This window comes from Baia soyae, from assembly GCF_004341445.1.
Classification (GTDB): Bacteria; Bacillota; Bacilli; order Thermoactinomycetales; family Thermoactinomycetaceae; genus Baia; species Baia soyae.
Genome location: NZ_SLXV01000057.1, coordinates 1 through 16589 on the forward strand (window position 1 = coordinate 1; position 16589 = coordinate 16589).

The window sequence follows — 16589 nt, forward strand, 5'->3', positions numbered from 1 at the left end:
ACCCATTTCACTACATCCATTTCTCCTACTTGATACCGTTGAGCAACGGTTTGATACGACTCGACGCCGTCGAGATAGGCTTCTACAGCTTTCAACTTTGTTTCTAATGAATATTTAGCCATAGAAAAAGCACCTCCAACTGTTGGGTTTTAATTTCGTGTCCAACAATTGGGGTGCAGTTCATCTGTGGTCAATGGTTTTTGTACATATGTTTTTTTATAAAGAGATTCAATCGATTTAGCATCACCTGTTATAGCAAAGATGATTAAAAATCCGGCGACCAATAATACAGCGATCGAAAAAAAAATCACACCTACATAGGATAGAAGAAATCTCATTTTAATAGACATTTATTCACTCACTCTTATTTATTAAAAATTTTTATCAATTCATTTGTAATATGGTCATCATATCATATTTATAATCAAAATTATGACACAACAAAAAAACAACTAGGGTAGCTATCCATAGTTGTTTTTTCATTTATCGGCGAGCTTTAGCCTTTTGGTCTGCTTTTAAGTGGTCTTGATAGGTAACGGTAAAATCATGGTACCCCGTCCCATCTTCTTTCAATACATAATAAAGATAGTCATGTTTTTCAGGAGAAAGGGCCGCTCGATACGCATTTGCTCCTGGACTTCCAATCGGAGCTGGGGGAAATCCTTGAATTTGATATGTATTATAGGGAGATGAGTATTTGTAATCTGCTTTCATCACCTGTGTTAATTTCTTACCTGTGTCTATTTGAATCGCATAGACAACACTCGCATCTACTTGAAGCTTCATACGCTTCTCCATTCGATTTTCGAGCACTCCAGCAATCTTCGTCAGTTCATCTTTCTTCTGACCTTCTCGCTCTAGGACTGAGGCAAACGTAACCAATTCATGTAAGGGCTTTCCATTTGGTTCAGACGTGGTAGCCGTGTTTACATTTAGTTCTTTCATTTCCTTTTCAAATCTGCTAAGCATCGTGTCTACAATCTTTTGAGGGGAATCTTCCTTGTGAAATTGATAGGTGCTCGGAAATAAGTAACCTTCTAATTTATACTTAATCTCAGGCTTCACAGGGATCTGTTTTTCAAAAGCAAATTTCCCATTGGTACGGTTTACTTCCTTTAAAAATTCCTCCTTATTCGTTCCTATCTGTTTATTCAAAGTCTCTGCGATGTCAATCGCTGTAGAACCCTCGATAATCGTCACTTTGGTTGTATTTTCTTTTCCAGAAGTGAGGATTGTCAGAATCCCATCTATGCTTTCGTCTTTTCCAATTGCATACGATCCAGCCATGATATTCGTTTTCCCTTTCCACTTTGCATAGTACCGAAAAAAGCGATCATCACGAATGATTTTTTGCTTCTCTAGAATACTTCCCACAGTCTTTACCGAGCTTTGGGGTGGGATCTCAACTACGATCTCCTGTGTTCGGGTGGGAGATTGAAGGGTGTAGTCAACGTAGAAATACCCGACTAGAATAAATCCGATGATCAATAGTAGTGTGTAAACAGTGTTCGGTAGCCATTTCATTAGGTACTTCCTTTCCGACCTTGCTTCGAATTAATATCATCTAATATTAGCATAATTTAATTGGTCTACGTATTAGAGATTGCTTGGATAGTTTGACATGTTTGTTATGAATTTGAATCAATATTTGTACAAGTGTAGTTTTGTATATAAACAGTATGACAAAAATGGTGGTGTTTTAGACAACATTGCCACAAAACGCCCTTGCTTCAAAGGACTAATAAATAAAAAGCTCCTACTGTTAGATTTCATTCTGTATCTAACAGCAGGAGATTCAGTTCATTTATACAATTGCTGGTTATTACTATTGTTTTGTGGCATTTTCTTTGGATTTTTCGATGTTTCTTCTATGCTCTGCATCGGTTTCACCGAAATAGTGTTCGTTTGAGCCATCATTTTTAGCAACGTAGAAGAAGTACTTAGACTTCTCCGGGTTTAGGACAGCCATTAGTGCTTTCTCTCCTGGGCTAGCGATTGGTCCTATAGGGAGTCCTTTGTTTTCGTAGAGGTTATACGGACTATCGATCGTTAGGTCTTTCTTCAATAGCTTTTCCTTTTTCTCTCCTTGTAGTGACCATGCATATATGACTGCTGCATCAATCTGTAGTCTCCACTGATGTTTCGTATCAATAAGCCGATTTTCGATGACACCCGCAACCATCGGATATTCTTTATCCACCGCAGCTTCTTTCACCACGAGAGATGCTTTTGTTACCCAGTCGTCTAAGGATAAATTTTTCTCTTGCAACTTGTTTTTGTAATCAAGCTTTCCTATTTCCTTCTCAAATTTGTTTAACATTTGATCGACAACTTCCTGTGCGGTTGCGCCCTTTTTAAACTGATACTTCGCTGGCATTAGATAACCTTCTAGTTTGTAAACACGCCCTGGCTTAGTCGGGATCTCCTTTTCGATGTTGGTCCTCGGTTCTTTCCGATTCACCTCTTTAAAGAAATCCTCTTTTTTAATATTTAGCTTACTACTTAAGCGAAGTGCAATTTTTTCCACATCAAATCCATTTGGAACATCGATCGTAACAAGATCTTGCTTTCCAGATGAAATCTTACTAATAATCTTATCTATGTTATCTGATGGTTGAATGATATACGTCCCGGCAATGAGATTCGTTTTGCTTCGGAAAAAGGTATAGTACCGAAAGAAGCGATCATCTCGAATTAAGTTTTTTTGTTTCAATATTTGACCAATTTGCTTCAACGACGTATCTTCAGGAACCTCGATTACAGTCTCTGTATCACGCTTTGGACTTTGCAATGTATAATCAATATAGAAATAGCCTACTGCTGCAAATCCAATGATTAATAAAACAGTAAAAATAACTCCTTTAACCCACCTCATCAAATTCTCCTCTCGATAGGGCCTGTTCGGTATTTTTCTATATTAACACATTATCACCATAAAAAAACGAGGATTTCAAAAAGGCCCCTCCTGAACTTGCGATTCAGGAAGAGCCTTTTACCCATTTCTTTTAGAGTAGCTTCTGGAAATATTGATCATCTATATAATTTGCAACATTTTCCCACTCAGTCAAATCATGAATCTCAGTCAATTGATCTTGATCCAATCGAAAGAGGTACACATCATCCGTAGGGTCGTGTTGCCGATGTAAGATGTAGTAGGTCTGATCTTCATGTTCAAATTGATGAAGTCGTCGATAGTGCTCGACTTCCATCTCAGAACGTTGAAAAGGATATCCATATTTTTCCCCGTGAAATGATTGAAACATAAGGCTTAGTCTTCGTCCTCTGGAAGAGCATCCATAAGTGCATTAAAAACTTCTTCTACTTCGTCCCATTCTTCATCTGTCTCTAGAGCTTGCAATTCAAAGCCTTCTTCTGATTCTAAATAACGAAATGGAAAGACGTCTTGTACTTCATCATCGTCTGATTCGCTCACAGGAACGAGAAATACATATTTGCGGCCTGTTTCTGGATTTTCATGCTCCAGAATCTTCTCGCATAATAGCTCTTCGCCATCTTCGGTAATGATGGGAATAAAATCTTCATTTTCCCCTAATACAATCGGTTGTTCTTCTGACATGTGTGTTACCTCCTGTGTGCATCTAAGTATCCTTGAAGGATCCAAGACGCCGCTAGTTGATCTACGACTTTCTTTCGCTTTTTCCTGCTCACATCTGCGGATATAAGCGTTTTTTCTACTGCTGAAGTGGAAAGACGTTCATCCCACAATCTTACAGGTAACGAGGTATGATTTGCAACTTCCTCAGCAATGACTTGAACGGCTTCTCCTCGTGGACCGATGGATCCATTCATGTTCCGCGGTAGTCCTACGACAATTTCCGTTACTTCATACTCTTTGATAAGCTGATCTAACCGCTCAAGCCAAGGAATCGAATGTTTGCGATCAATCACTTCTACTCCTTGAGCAGTCCAACCAAGTAAATCACTTACAGCCACTCCAATCCGGCGTTCTCCTAAATCGAGACAGAGAACGCGGGGCTGACCATTACTCCCAAACAAATTCATGCCGTATTCCTTTCTAGCTGTTCGGCTCAAGATAAGCGATGACCAATTCCTCAATCAGCTCATCTCGCTCTACTTTTCGAATGATGGTACGTGCATTATTATAGCGTGGAATATAGGCGGGGTCTCCTGAGATAAGATAACCCACGATCTGATGAGTCGGATTATAGCCTTTATCTTTTAAGGCATCATAAACGAATAACAGTACATCGCGTGCGGAAACTTCGGTATCGTCTCCACGAAACTGAAACTTTTGGGTTTCATCCATAGATTCGTTCCTCTCCTCTCCCAGATGACCAACTTTTATACCTTTCTTCTCAAACAAAAAATGTCCTCTTTTTAATGCTGATTTGCTACCCATTCGTGAACAAATGAAATGGCTTTTTGCACATTTGCCGGATTTTTACCGCCTGCTTGTGCTAGATCTGGGCGACCGCCACCGCCACCGCCACAAATAGTAGCCACTTCCTTCACTAGTTTACCCGCATGGAAGCCTTCTTGAACATATTTTGGCGAAACAGAAGCTACAAAATTCACCTTATCCCCACTCACAGAACCTAAGACGATAATTCCTTCTGTTACCTTTTGACGAAGGTCATCTACCATCTTCCGAAGGCTATCCATATCTTTTGCATCCACCTGAGCGGATAGGACTGGAACGCTTGCAACTTCCGTAAGCTGGTTCTGTAAATCGGATGCGGCTGCTTGGCTTAGTTTAGCACGTAAGGATTCATTTTCCCGAGCCACTTCACGGATGCTTTCCTGTAGTTGCTCTACGCGATCCATCACTTGCTCTGGCTTCGCTTTCACCGCTTCTGCTACTTGGCGAAGCAAGCTTGCTTGTTGCTCCAGATACTGATAAGCCCGGCGTCCTGTAGCCGCTTCAATCCGGCGCGTACCCGAACCGATGCCGCTCTCACTCAAGATCTTAAAGAGGCCAATCTCACCCGTTTGCTTTACGTGTGTCCCTCCGCACAATTCTAAGCTGTAATCGCCTACTTGAACCACACGAACCTCAGAACCATACTTCTCACCGAATAATGCCATTGCACCCATCTCTTTGGCTTCATTGATGCCTTTAATGGAGATGTCGACTGCAAGATTATTCCATACCTGCTCGTTTACAAGGCGTTCCACTTCTTGGATTTCGTCAGCGGTCATCGATCCAATGTGACTGAAGTCAAAACGCAAACGGTCTGGAGTAACAAGTGATCCAGCTTGGTTTACATGCTCACCTAGCACTTGCTTTAGGGCTTTATGGAGTAAGTGAGTAGCCGTATGGTTTTTCACGGTTTCATTACGTAGCTCTTGAGAAATGTGGGCTGCTACTTGCTCCCCTGTACGAATGATCCCCTTTTCCACTACAACCTGATGGACATGCTCACCACGAGGGCCTTTTTGGACGCCTTCTACTCGCAACTTGGCATCGTTTGTAAAGATTACTCCCTGATCAGACGCTTGTCCACCACTCTCTGCATAAAAAGGTGTTTCTTTTAGAATCACCAGTGCCTGACTACCTGCACCTAACAAATCAACTAGCTCATCTTCGAAAATGATCGCTTGAACTTGTGTTGGGGTTTCAAAAGAAGTATATCCCACAAAGGTCGTTTCTACTTCTAAATCTGCGAGGGCTCCACCTTGAACCTGCATACTGCCTACATCTTGTCGTGCGGCACGAGCCCGTTCCCTTTGTGTTTCCATCTCATGCTCAAAGCCATCACGATCTACTCCGAGTCCATGTTCACGAGCAAAGTCTTCCGTTAGATCGACTGGAAATCCATAGGTATCATACAACTTAAATGCGTCCGGCCCATTGATTTGATCCCGATTTTCCGCTTTTGCCTTCCCAACCAGTTCTTCTAAAATCGCAAGTCCATCCGATAATGTCTCTAAGAAACGTTCTTCTTCATTCCGAATCACTTTTTCAATGAACTCTTGCTTCGATAATGGTTCTGGGTAGAAGTCTGACATAATCGAGGCAACCGTTTCTGTTAACTCATATAGGAAAGGACGTTCCATGCCTAATTTACGCCCGTAACGAACCGCACGGCGCAACAAACGGCGAAGAATGTAGCCTCGGCCCTCATTGGAAGGAAGAACACCGTCCGATACAGCAAATACGATCGTACGAACATGATCGGCAATGACCTTTAGTGCAATATCCGTTTGCGGATCTTTTCTATACTGTACTCCTACTTTTGCGCAGGTTGCTTCAATGATCGGGATAAACAAATCAGTATCGTAGTTAGTTGGGACACCTTGTACAATCGATGCCATACGCTCCAAGCCCATACCGGTATCAATGTTCTTCTTTGGTAGCGGAGTATAGGTTCCATCTGGATTATGGTTGAACTGGGAAAATACGAGGTTCCATACTTCTAGATAGCGATCATTTTCTCCGCCTGGATAGTTCTCTGGATCATTTGGATCGGCAAGATGTGCTCCGCGATCATAGAAGATTTCCGTATTTGGTCCCGATGGGCCTTCTCCGATATCCCAGAAGTTTTCTTTCAACTTCACGATGCGCTCTAATGGGATGCCAACCTCCGTATGCCAGATTTGAAGCGCCTCTTCATCATCTGGATGAATCGTCACAGAAAGCTTTTCTGGATCGAAACCCATCCACTTCGGGCTCGTCAAAAACTCCCATGCCCACTTAATTGCTTCTTCTTTAAAATAGTCACCGATCGAAAAATTCCCTAGCATTTCGAAGAATGTATGGTGACGTGGGGTGTACCCTACATTTTCAATATCATTGGTACGAATGGACTTTTGGGAATTGGTAATGCGAGGATTTTCAGGTGTACGTCGACCATCGAAGTACTGCTTTAACGTCGCTACTCCTGAGTTAATCCATAGTAGACTTGGATCATCTACGGGTACAAGTGATGCACTCGGTTCGATTTGGTGACCCTTCTCCACGAAAAAATCAAGGAATTTACGGCGAATCTCTGTTGCTTTCATATGTATGACTCCTCCTTCTTATGTGAACACAAAAAAAGCCTTTCCATCCCATCTTAGGGACGAGAAGACTACTCCCGCGGTACCACCCTAGTTGCCACTCCCTCATGAAACATAAAGTGGCCCCTCGTATGTAGATAACGGCACATGGCCGGCAGGGATTAGCTGCATTCAAGAACTGGCTACCTTGTGGCCGGGTCCGGGAAAGCCTCTCAGCAAATGGCTCTCTTCTCTGACGGCTTAGACACAAGCTTGGTTCTGTCAACATGTTCATGTGATGCTGTTAGACAATTTATGAGTATTATACACAAATGAAAAATGAAATAAAAGGGCTTCGTAGGAAAATCTCTTGTAAGACGGATCGGGGCAAGGTAAGCATTTTGTTTGAGCAACTTCATGAGGACACCTTTTGTCGAAAAGTAGTTGGGGTATTATCTGGAAAATATTTTCATATGATCCCATGATAGAATGAGAAGAGAAATTAATCATCTAAAGAAAGGGCGTAAATATAATGGCCCAAATATTCAAGGTTCATTGTTCGAATGGTCTTAATCATCTGCCACACATAAAGATTGCAGGAGCAGTGGAAGCAGTGCAATATGTAATGTTGAATAAAGAAACTTATCCAGAAATCATCCTTAAGGATTCACAGGGCTGTACAGTTATGAAAGTCGAGAATCATGAAGTGGTTTTTCCAGAAAAATAGTAGGCATGACTAGCCATAGAAGGGATGAATTATATGTGAATCGTAGTTGGAGTCAAAAAGGAGGAGGATATCGTGACAGGCAAGAGAACAGATGAGCAAGTTGAAAAGCTACTAGCCGAGGACCTAGCATCCCAAGCGATCGAAGGGATAGAGCTAACAGGGGAAGAAAAGAACTCGTTGGGCTACGTTTGTGTGGCGATATCACAGAATTGGAATTTCTAGAGAGAGAATTGCGAAGGTTGTGTTGCAAAAAAACTTACGATTGCTAATGAGAAAATCGTAGTAGAAAAGGATGAATCATGCAATCAGCTAATCCGGTTTAAATGGCATCATTATCAACCAAAGATCCATTCCTCTTGCTTAGGCGGCCTTAGTCCTAAATTCCATCGGACTGAGGCCGTTTAGTTTTGCTTGTAAGTGTGGGCGTAATGACGAGCGCTTAAATACATTTCGCCTCTACAATCACTTGTTCAACTAACTGTAATACATGAGAATTCAGTTCTAATCTTGAAATAGTGTCAAACTCATTCTCCTCCCATATTCTACCCTCAAGACTCCTCCTGTAGCCATTGTTTTTCCTTGATGAAGAAAAAGGCCGTTGACATAAGTATGTCAACGGCTTCGTGAGTTATCTGTAATTGAGGTGACCCGTTTGTAGTTTTTGCACGTTAGCGGCTTGATCTCCGCGATTTCCTTGTGTAATTTCTAAGCTCACTCGGTCCCCTTCATCCAGAGATTTGAATCCATCTGAATTGATTGCGGAGAAGTGGACAAATACGTCCTCTCTTCCCTCAACCTGGATAAATCCAAATCCTTTTTCTGCATTAAACCATTTTACGTTTCCTTCAACCATAGATGTGATACCTCCAACTGATAGTGTATTGATCATATCTCCAAAAAAATTCAGATATTGGAAAGGACTGTACTCGAAGACTATAATCCTTTCCAATATCTGAAATTACATATTCAACATGTTCAATTATTTAGAGTATACCACATGGATGTGATTTTGTATGTCCTTATTTTGGAAAATAGGCTTTTTGTGATTTTTTTGTAGACACATTGTATAAACTATGTTAAAATAATATATTTTACAATTTTAAAAGAATATGTTATCCTGAATACATAGAGGTGAGGATATGTTTCAAGTCGGTGATCGATGTGTGTATCCATTGCATGGTGTCTTCAGTGTAGAAGCAATCGAGGAACGAGAATTTTTAGGGGGTAGCCAACTGTATTACATTCTAGAAGAGACGGTTAAATCACTCAATGGAATGTGCCTGATGATTCCCTTCAAGATGAAAAGCGAGAAAAAGGTTCGTCTAATTGTAGATACAGCGACGATGAAGCATGTGTTACTGACTCTTTTTAGTCATGAAACAGACCAATCCATTTCGTGGCGTGAAAGATGTCGTATTAATACAGATAAAATGGGAAGTGGAGACATTTACCAAGAAACGGAAGTCATTCGTGATTTGACCCGATTAAATGAGATTAAAAAATTAGGAATGGCTGAAAAGGATATGCTCCAAAAAGCCATACACACTCTGATGAGTGAACTTGCTTTAGTCAATAACATAAATGAAGAACAAGCAAGAGATCTTCTTCAACGCACGATCAATGAACACTAAGAAATGTTCTGTCATACAGCTTGATCCCCATGATATAAGCTCAAAAAATGGGCGACGACTATGGTAATGAGAAATAAAATGTGAATTTATTAACTCAACTCAATTACTTTTTGCATGCAAAAAGTAAAAATAAACCCCATCATCCACGGTTACAGCTCTAAAGAGCCTTTATGCACCATAAGATGATGGGTTTCCCTTTCCTTTCTATTCTTTATCCAAACAATACGCACCCCTGAAAACCCCGTCTCCTTCTCCACCTACTCCGTCTTCCGCTGAATATAATGCTCCAACACATGCTCAATCACCACTTTCCCCACAGCAAACACCGGCACCGCCAGAATCAGCCCTACTAATCCCCCCAACTCATCCCCCACGATCAAAGCAAAAATAATCATAATCGGATGAAGATGAAGCGACCTACCCACGATCTGCGGAGAAATGACATTACCTTCCAGCATTTGAATGACCATATTAACCACAACCACACCTAATATCATCTGCGGAGAAGAAGCCAACGCCACCAAAAGAGCCGGGATCGCACCTAAAAAGGGTCCTAGATAAGGGATAATATTAAACAACGAAACAAAACTAGCTAACAACAAAGCATACGGAATCCCAATGATGAGATAGCCGATATAAGCCAAAATCCCGATAACCATACAAACCAGGAACTGTCCCCGAATATAATTCCCCAAAGCCTGATCAATATTTTGAAACAAGCGCACAATCTCAGAGCGACGATTTCGAGGGAGCCATCTCAGCACCCGATTCTCGATCTGATGCACATCTTTCATCATATAAAAGGCGATAAACGGAATCACAAACGCGAGAAACACTTGATTAATCGTCGTCCCGATCCCATTCATAAACCCTGTAACCACATCACCTAGGCCCGCTTCCAAATGGCGTAATGAATCTTCCACCCCTGTTTGAATGGAAAGCGGTAACCACTCACGTCCCTGATCACTGTATTCCTTAATCATTTGCTGAATCTGAGCATTCCATTGCGGAAAATGTTCAATCAGCTCTTTTAGTTGATGTTCAATCAGCGGAACCATATTCATGATCAAGATCACAACACACGTAATAAACACACAATAGATAAGCAAAACGGCAATGGAGCGAGGAACCTTACGAACAGCTAATACATTTACGATTGGATTAAGCAAGTATGAGACAATCATCGCTAAGAAAAAGGGGATGAAAATAGTGCCTAAGAAATCAGCAACCACCCCTAAAATAGAGCGTATTTGAAATAAGAAATAAAGTATCGCTAGGATCAGTAACGTAAATACCGTGCGATACAACCCTTTTGACTCCAACCAACGGTTCATCGTCCACCTCCTTCATTATGCTTGTCTCTCACTACTTAAGATACGTCAATTTGACCAATTTATAACAAGAAAAACTAGCCCCCTTGATCGAGGAGGCTAGTTTTTACCTTGCCGTACGGAGTTGCCTGATCAACTGCTTGATCATGACCTTGGAAAATGTCATTCCCATAAATAGGTTTCGCCTCATCATACGCATGAGCCGAGATCGCAGAGATCCAAAATCAACATTCATCGTAAAATTCAACGCACGAGGCACACGACCGGTCCGAAATAAGTAATAAACAGCGTAAGCAATTACGCCACCTACTATCATAGAAGTTACGCGACGATTCACGATTCTCCCTCCTCTGGCTATAGTTTAGAGTTAGGCGAAATTTTGCTGTTCTGGCAATGAATCATCATCAAGGAACAAATCGTCTAAGGACGTAAGAGAACCGTCTTCTTCCACTTGATAAACGTGTACAATTTGATCGTTTTCGAGTACCAACTCAATATAACATTGCCAACAATAAAGTTGGTTTGTTCCCACTCGACCTAGATCATGAGAATTGCAATTAGGACATCGAAGTAACATAGGGCTTTTCCATCCTTATCATCTACTTCAGGTCGAATCTGCACAGGTTGCCAGCACCGTCATCTGCTTCCAGATATACGGCTGATCTGGGATTACCTTTTTTCGTCCGTGCAGTAAATCATTCCACCATCCGTCAGAAAGTTCATACCCTACTATCGTCCCCACATTTTCCAGAAAATAGACATTCATCACTTCTCCAAGTTGCAATCCGGCTGCCGTTTCGATTGGCCGTCCACGAAGCGGATTCACTCCTGTTACGACTCCCGTCCATCCTAAGATCGGTGCTCGTTTCGAGAACTTTTCTTCACAATGTACCCGTACCGTTTCGAAACCAAGCTCCACTATACACTCGATTGGAATATAACGCCGGAAGCGTAACCAGCCTCCTCGTTCTAACAATAAGCCGGCTAGCACCTGCTCACTGTTAAATAATAAGTCCGTTACGACCCCAAGTACTTTATTTGTTTCTTGATGAATGACTGTTGCGCCAAGAACCTCTTGTGATTTCCGCAAAAGGAATAGCCCCTCCTTCCGCTGTTCTTAGTATGGTTTTTCACTCTGTAGAAATACCATCAACGAAAGGGAAGGAAGTGATTTCCAATTTACCAATCTTCACTAATGATTTCACTGAGGCGGCTATTGCGATCATCGCTTTGTTCTTCTGTGATCCCGTAAGAGAATGCCGCCTTTTCCCCGCAAAGAATTAAATAGGACTTAGCTCGAGTAATCCCGGTATAAATCAGGTTCCTAGCTAGCATTCTACGATATGTATGGAGAATGGGCAGGATCACAATGGCAAACTCGGATCCCTGCGACTTATGAATGGAACAAGCATATCCGAGTGTAAGTTGCCCTAGCTGACTCCGTTTATAAGGAACTTCTAGCTTTTCGTACGAAACATAGAGGATAGGCTCATCGCTACTCGCTTCCTCTTCTACTCCTGTTACGATGCCCATATCTCCGTTATAAACAGGGAATTCAGGGTGATTCGAAGTCTGTAATACTTTATCCCCCATGCGAAATAACGTATCTCCCCATGAGACTTCTTTTTTTAACGAGCTCTTCGGATTAATCAATTGCTGAATCTCTTGATTCATCCGATCCACACCCGCTGGCCCCTTATAGATAGGGCATAAAATTTGCACATCAAATAAAGTGTAGCCTTTTTGAATCGCATTTTCGTACGTTTGTAATACGACTTGGACCGCTTGATCTCTGTTGCAAGGAAAGAAGCGTCGATCGGGCTTCTTTTCCATTAAATCTTCAGGAGTATCTCCTTTTCGCACTTGGTGAGCCAATTGAATAATCGATGAATCGCTTGCTTGCCGAAAGATCTCATCCAGTTCGACCCGCGAGATCCGTTCTACTTCCAGAAGATGATGTAAAACTTTGCCTGGACCCACAGAAGGAAGTTGATCACGATCTCCTACTAAAATGACTTGCATCCCAGGTGGCAAAGAGCGAAATAGTTGGTTCGCCAGCCATATATCCAACATAGATGTCTCATCCACAATCAGCAAAGAGCCTTCGATCGGGTTCTCCGCATGGTGTTCAAAGAACTCACCTTTCCATCCCAATAATCGATGAATCGTCATCGCCGGAAGCCCGGTCGCTTCACTCATCCGCTTAGCCGCCCTACCTGTTGGAGCAACTAATCGAATCGGATAAGGCTTATCGGTCCCTTTATACGTCTCAGGGTCTAGGGAGCATTCATGAAGCTTGCCAAACAGATGACAAATCCCCCTGATGACGGTCGTCTTCCCTGTACCTGGACCACCCGTCAGAATCATGATAGAAGAGCGTAGTGCTTGCATAATCGCCTCTCTTTGGCCATCTGCATAATGAATATCAAACGTTTCCTCTACTTCCCCCAGCGCCTGATAGATATCTTGAACGGCAAATTCCTTCTCCTGCACTTGCTCAAGCAATTGCTTCATCTTGAGAGCCAATCCATACTCCGCATAAAATAAAGTAGGCAGATAAACCCGTTCTTCCTCTAGTAACACACGCTTATCGCCTAATAAGTCTGCATAGCACTCATTTCGAATATCAAGCGGAAACCATTCTTCTGCCTTACTTCCTAACAATTCTTTCACTTGTTCCCAAACTTCTTCCTTTGAAAGATATACATGTCCGTGTGAATAGGAAGCTTCCTGTAATAGATACAAAATAGCTGCTCGAAGCCGTTCAGGTGCATCTTCTGCAATCCCTTGTTTCCGCGCTAACTCATCCGCACGACGAAAACCAATTCCTTCGATATCATCAATCAAGCGATACGGATTCTCTTTAATCATCTCGAGAGTTTCATGCTTATACAATTGCACGATTTTCAGAGCCATAATCGCGCCAAACCCTGATTCATACAGAAAAACCAATGCTTGCTCCAAGATGCGATTTTCGCCTAATCCTTTGATAATCGTGTTCTTTTGCGTCTCATTTAATCCTTCCACTTGATCTAACTCGCTTGGATTGGTAAAAATCCGTTCCAAGGCATCCTCACCTAAACACTTCACAATCCGGATCGCTGTCTTTTTTCCGATTCCATGGAAGAGGTCACTGGATAAGTACTTCACAACGGCTTCCTTGGAACGAGGAAACTCCTTTTCCAAGCGCTCGATAAAAAATTGTTCTCCAAATCGAGCATGAGTCCGCCATTCACCGTAACAGATGTACACCTCTTCCTCATGCGGACGCAAAAAGTTCCCGACAACAGTGACTGTTTTGGTGTTAAGCTCACGAGATGCTTCTATCACATCCATCAGAAATACACCATAGCTATTTTCTTCGTTATAAAAAAGTTCGCGAACAAATGTGCCGCGAACATAGGAGTCCATTGAAGGAAGCTGTTGCTCAGTCATATTCACAATCCATCTTTCATCTCCTCTAAAACGGATGATGTCGCGCACGCAGTGGAACAATAGGCTGGCTGCTCTTGCTCGATATCCCAATGATCAGCATCCTGAGGATCATACTCATACTCACAATAGAGACAACATTTCATTTGGACCGCTTGACCCAGTCCCTCATCTAATCTTTTTAATTGATTGGAATCAAGTCGTAAAAATTGCTCAATATATTGGATCAGCTCTGTCTTCGATTGAAAGAAAAGCGGGTCTTCTGCTACATACGTTTCAACATTCCACCAAGCCCATCGCCCATCTGAAAGATGACAAATATAGTATTCGCCAGCAACCAATTCGGAGGCCTGTTCCAAACGTTCAAATGATGAAAATCCGATTTCCGCCGCTAGATTGTCTGCTAGAGCCTCATCGATTTCGTGAAGAATTGACTTCCAATGGATGTTATCCACATCATGTTCCCATTGTGCCATCCCATTTTCAAATCTCGCCGTCAACAGCCAATCTCTCCCTTTTCCTTTGTTATCGTCTATGTCTTGGAAAGTCTTTGAATGGTATTCGTTAGTATATCTACAACGTAGGAGATCTCTTCTGTCGTATTTGATTGGCCAAAACTAAAGCGGATCGCTGAGTCCACCCGTTCCTCGCCGACATGTAGTGCCTGGATCACATGAGACTTGCGAATGGTTCCAGAAGTACACGCAGAGCCACTGGATACGGCAATTCCTGCTATATCTAAATTCATCAACAGAGTCTCCGAATCAATGCCCGGAAAGCTCAGGTTTACAATATGAAGCAACGATTGATCAGCGTGCCCATTTTGTACAAAATCAATCTGTTTCTCTTTTAATGCGCGAAACAACTCGGTCCGCAATTTCTCTAGATGTTCGCGATATCTCTCTCTTTCCTGCATCCGTAACTCTACTGCCTTGGCAAAGCCTATAATACCTGGCACATTTTCCGTACCAGCCCGTCTTTTGCGTTCTTGATATCCACCAAACATCTGGGGCATCATTTTCACTTTTTTGTGAACATAAAGAGCGCCAATCCCCTTTGGACCGTAAATTTTATGAGCAGAGATCGACATGAGATCGATCGGCAGATCGCGTACATTGATTTCCTCTAATCCTAGCGCCTGCACTGCATCAACATGGAAGAGAATTCCCCGCTCACGAGCAAGCCCACCGATTTCACGAATGGGTTGCAACGTACCGATTTCATTATTTCCAACCATAATGGAGATAAGGGCAGTATCAGGGCGAATTGCATTTTGTATGTCTTGTAGATGTACGCGCCCTGAATCATCTACGGGTACATAGGTTACTTCAAATCCTAACTTCTCTAGATATTCGCATGTATCTAATATGGCATGGTGTTCAATCTGACTCGTAATGAGATGCTTTTTGCCAGACGACCTCGCCTCTACCATAACACCTCGCAAGGCCATATTATCTGCTTCTGTTCCACCACTCGTAAACACAATTTCGCTCGGATCAGCATGAATCGAATGAGCCATCGTCTCTCTTGCCACATCGATCGCGGCTCGTACATCGCGCCCATATGCATGAATACTGGAAGGATTGCCGAAAGCAAATTCCAGGTACGGATCCATCGCTTCTTTTACTCTTGGATCAATAGGAGTTGTTGCTGCATGATCTAAATAAATTGACATACCGTCCACCTGTCTTTAAATATAAAACATGAAGTTTTCATTATTTCCCTCAGCCGAAAACTGGATGAGATGGGCAAGCGTAGTAGAATCTAATTCACTTGCAATGGCATCGCGAATTCGTTTCCATAAATCCCGACGAGCAGGGTGGTCTTCATCCGTAAACTCTACAGGGCTAATAGGACCCTCTAGTACCCGAATCACCTCTCCAGCTGTAATTTCTTCTGGTGTTTTCGATAATTTATATCCCCCGTAGGCTCCACGAATACTTCTTACTAATCCTGCATTTCGGAGTGGAGCTACAAGTTGCTCTAGATAATGTTCAGATAAATCATGTCTCTCTGCAATTCTCTTTAAAGGAATAGGACCTTGCCCGTAATGTGTTGCTAAGTCCATCATAATGGTCAGGCCATATCGGCCCTTGGTAGAAATTTTCAAATCAAACACCTCTTTCTTGACCCTGTAATCCTTATCCAACTTAGAAAGACATACAGGAAGCCATGGTTAGTTTATCATATTCCCCAATCTTTCTCCATTTGTACACGAATTATTACACACATCGTTTCTAGTAATATATTTTACAGTTCAAATAAGATGATTCAGGCTTATTCCGCACACACAAAAATAAGATGATTCATATAATATACTGAATTTTTTTATTATGTAACATCTAGAGTTATCGATCAAGTGACCACCTTGTAAGGTAGAAGGGAGATAAGAATGTCTCAAGCGAATATCCCTAATATTTCACCTAATATTTCGATTACCAGAGAAGATGCAATCAATCTATTGCTGTCATCCATTGCATTAGAAGAGCTAGGTCTTAGCCATATTAT

20 protein-coding genes are annotated in these 16589 nt (G+C 42.0%); 4 read left to right on the forward strand and 16 right to left on the reverse strand.

Features of this window, described 5'->3' with window-relative positions; all coding sequences use genetic code 11:
• Nucleotides 1–483 precede the first annotated feature (483 nt).
• The 7 genes from mltG (EDD57_RS13325) to alaS form a co-directional block, all read right to left on the reverse strand.
• The gene (gene mltG / locus EDD57_RS13325; RefSeq protein WP_131849907.1) at nt 484–1524 is read right to left on the reverse strand and encodes an endolytic transglycosylase MltG; all 1041 of its coding nucleotides are present in this window, start codon (nt 1522–1524) and stop codon (nt 484–486) included.
• A gap of 301 nt (nt 1525–1825) precedes the next feature.
• A complete protein-coding gene (mltG, locus tag EDD57_RS13330; RefSeq protein ID WP_131849908.1) occupies nt 1826–2875 on the reverse strand; it encodes an endolytic transglycosylase MltG in 1050 nt (349 codons plus the stop codon).
• A gap of 130 nt (nt 2876–3005) precedes the next feature.
• The gene (locus EDD57_RS13335; RefSeq protein WP_131849909.1) at nt 3006–3263 is read right to left on the reverse strand and encodes a DUF1292 domain-containing protein; all 258 of its coding nucleotides are present in this window, start codon (nt 3261–3263) and stop codon (nt 3006–3008) included.
• A 5-nt stretch (nt 3264–3268) separates the two neighbouring features.
• The gene (locus EDD57_RS13340; protein ID WP_131849910.1) at nt 3269–3577 is read right to left on the reverse strand and encodes a DUF1292 domain-containing protein; all 309 of its coding nucleotides are present in this window, start codon (nt 3575–3577) and stop codon (nt 3269–3271) included.
• Nucleotides 3578–3582: 5 nt separating this feature from the next.
• On the reverse strand, nt 3583–4023 hold the full coding sequence (gene ruvX, locus EDD57_RS13345) for a Holliday junction resolvase RuvX (protein WP_072336282.1): 441 nt from the start codon (nt 4021–4023) through the stop codon (nt 3583–3585).
• 13 nt (nt 4024–4036) lie between these two features.
• Nucleotides 4037–4288 (reverse strand): IreB family regulatory phosphoprotein, encoded by a 252-nt coding sequence (locus EDD57_RS13350; protein WP_207896839.1) that lies wholly within the window; start codon nt 4286–4288, stop codon nt 4037–4039.
• 71 nt (nt 4289–4359) lie between these two features.
• Nucleotides 4360–6984, reverse strand: a complete 2625-nt coding sequence (alaS, locus tag EDD57_RS13355) for an alanine--tRNA ligase (RefSeq protein WP_131849912.1) — start codon at nt 6982–6984, stop codon at nt 4360–4362.
• A 508-nt stretch (nt 6985–7492) separates the two neighbouring features.
• On the opposite strand from alaS, the gene EDD57_RS13360 reads away from it, so the two are divergent.
• Together EDD57_RS13360 and EDD57_RS14535 are read left to right on the forward strand one after the other, a co-directional pair.
• A complete protein-coding gene (locus EDD57_RS13360; RefSeq protein WP_131849913.1) occupies nt 7493–7687 on the forward strand; it encodes a hypothetical protein in 195 nt (64 codons plus the stop codon).
• 72 nt (nt 7688–7759) lie between these two features.
• On the forward strand, nt 7760–7909 hold the full coding sequence (locus EDD57_RS14535; RefSeq protein WP_165873831.1) for a hypothetical protein: 150 nt from the start codon (nt 7760–7762) through the stop codon (nt 7907–7909).
• A gap of 406 nt (nt 7910–8315) precedes the next feature.
• On the opposite strand, the gene EDD57_RS13365 is transcribed toward EDD57_RS14535, so the two are convergent.
• A complete protein-coding gene (locus tag EDD57_RS13365; RefSeq protein ID WP_131849914.1) occupies nt 8316–8540 on the reverse strand; it encodes a cold-shock protein in 225 nt (74 codons plus the stop codon).
• Between the two features lie 286 nt (nt 8541–8826).
• Between EDD57_RS13365 and EDD57_RS13370 the strand changes: the two genes are divergently transcribed.
• Nucleotides 8827–9318, forward strand: a complete 492-nt coding sequence (locus EDD57_RS13370; protein ID WP_131849915.1) for a CarD family transcriptional regulator — start codon at nt 8827–8829, stop codon at nt 9316–9318.
• A gap of 257 nt (nt 9319–9575) precedes the next feature.
• Here EDD57_RS13370 and EDD57_RS13375 read toward each other — a convergent pair whose 3' ends face one another.
• The 8 genes from EDD57_RS13375 to cymR form a co-directional block, all read right to left on the reverse strand.
• Nucleotides 9576–10652, reverse strand: coding sequence for an AI-2E family transporter (locus EDD57_RS13375; RefSeq protein ID WP_131849916.1), 1077 nt, complete (start codon nt 10650–10652; stop codon nt 9576–9578).
• 103 nt (nt 10653–10755) lie between these two features.
• Nucleotides 10756–10986: a hypothetical protein gene (locus EDD57_RS13380; RefSeq protein WP_131849917.1), complete on the reverse strand. Its 231-nt coding sequence runs from the start codon at nt 10984–10986 to the stop codon at nt 10756–10758.
• 30 nt (nt 10987–11016) lie between these two features.
• Entirely contained in the window at nt 11017–11226 is a 210-nt protein-coding gene (locus EDD57_RS13385; RefSeq protein ID WP_131849918.1) for a hypothetical protein, read from the reverse strand.
• Between the two features lie 27 nt (nt 11227–11253).
• The gene (locus EDD57_RS13390; protein WP_131849919.1) at nt 11254–11739 is read right to left on the reverse strand and encodes a PRC-barrel domain-containing protein; all 486 of its coding nucleotides are present in this window, start codon (nt 11737–11739) and stop codon (nt 11254–11256) included.
• An 89-nt stretch (nt 11740–11828) separates the two neighbouring features.
• Entirely contained in the window at nt 11829–14084 is a 2256-nt protein-coding gene (recD2, locus tag EDD57_RS13395; protein ID WP_131849922.1) for an SF1B family DNA helicase RecD2, read from the reverse strand.
• 2 nt (nt 14085–14086) lie between these two features.
• A complete protein-coding gene (locus tag EDD57_RS13400; protein ID WP_131849920.1) occupies nt 14087–14581 on the reverse strand; it encodes a hypothetical protein in 495 nt (164 codons plus the stop codon).
• Nucleotides 14582–14613: 32 nt separating this feature from the next.
• Nucleotides 14614–15756 carry a cysteine desulfurase family protein gene (locus EDD57_RS13405; protein ID WP_131849921.1) on the reverse strand — a complete coding sequence of 381 codons (1143 nt, stop codon included), beginning with the start codon at nt 15754–15756 and terminating at the stop codon, nt 14614–14616.
• A gap of 15 nt (nt 15757–15771) precedes the next feature.
• Nucleotides 15772–16191, reverse strand: a complete 420-nt coding sequence (gene cymR, locus EDD57_RS13410; protein ID WP_072333710.1) for a cysteine metabolism transcriptional regulator CymR — start codon at nt 16189–16191, stop codon at nt 15772–15774.
• Nucleotides 16192–16473: 282 nt separating this feature from the next.
• Here cymR and EDD57_RS15330 point away from each other — a divergent pair.
• The coding region (locus EDD57_RS15330) for an alpha-helical endospore appendage domain-containing protein (protein WP_481170254.1) at nt 16474–16589 on the forward strand (116 nt) is incomplete at its 3' end.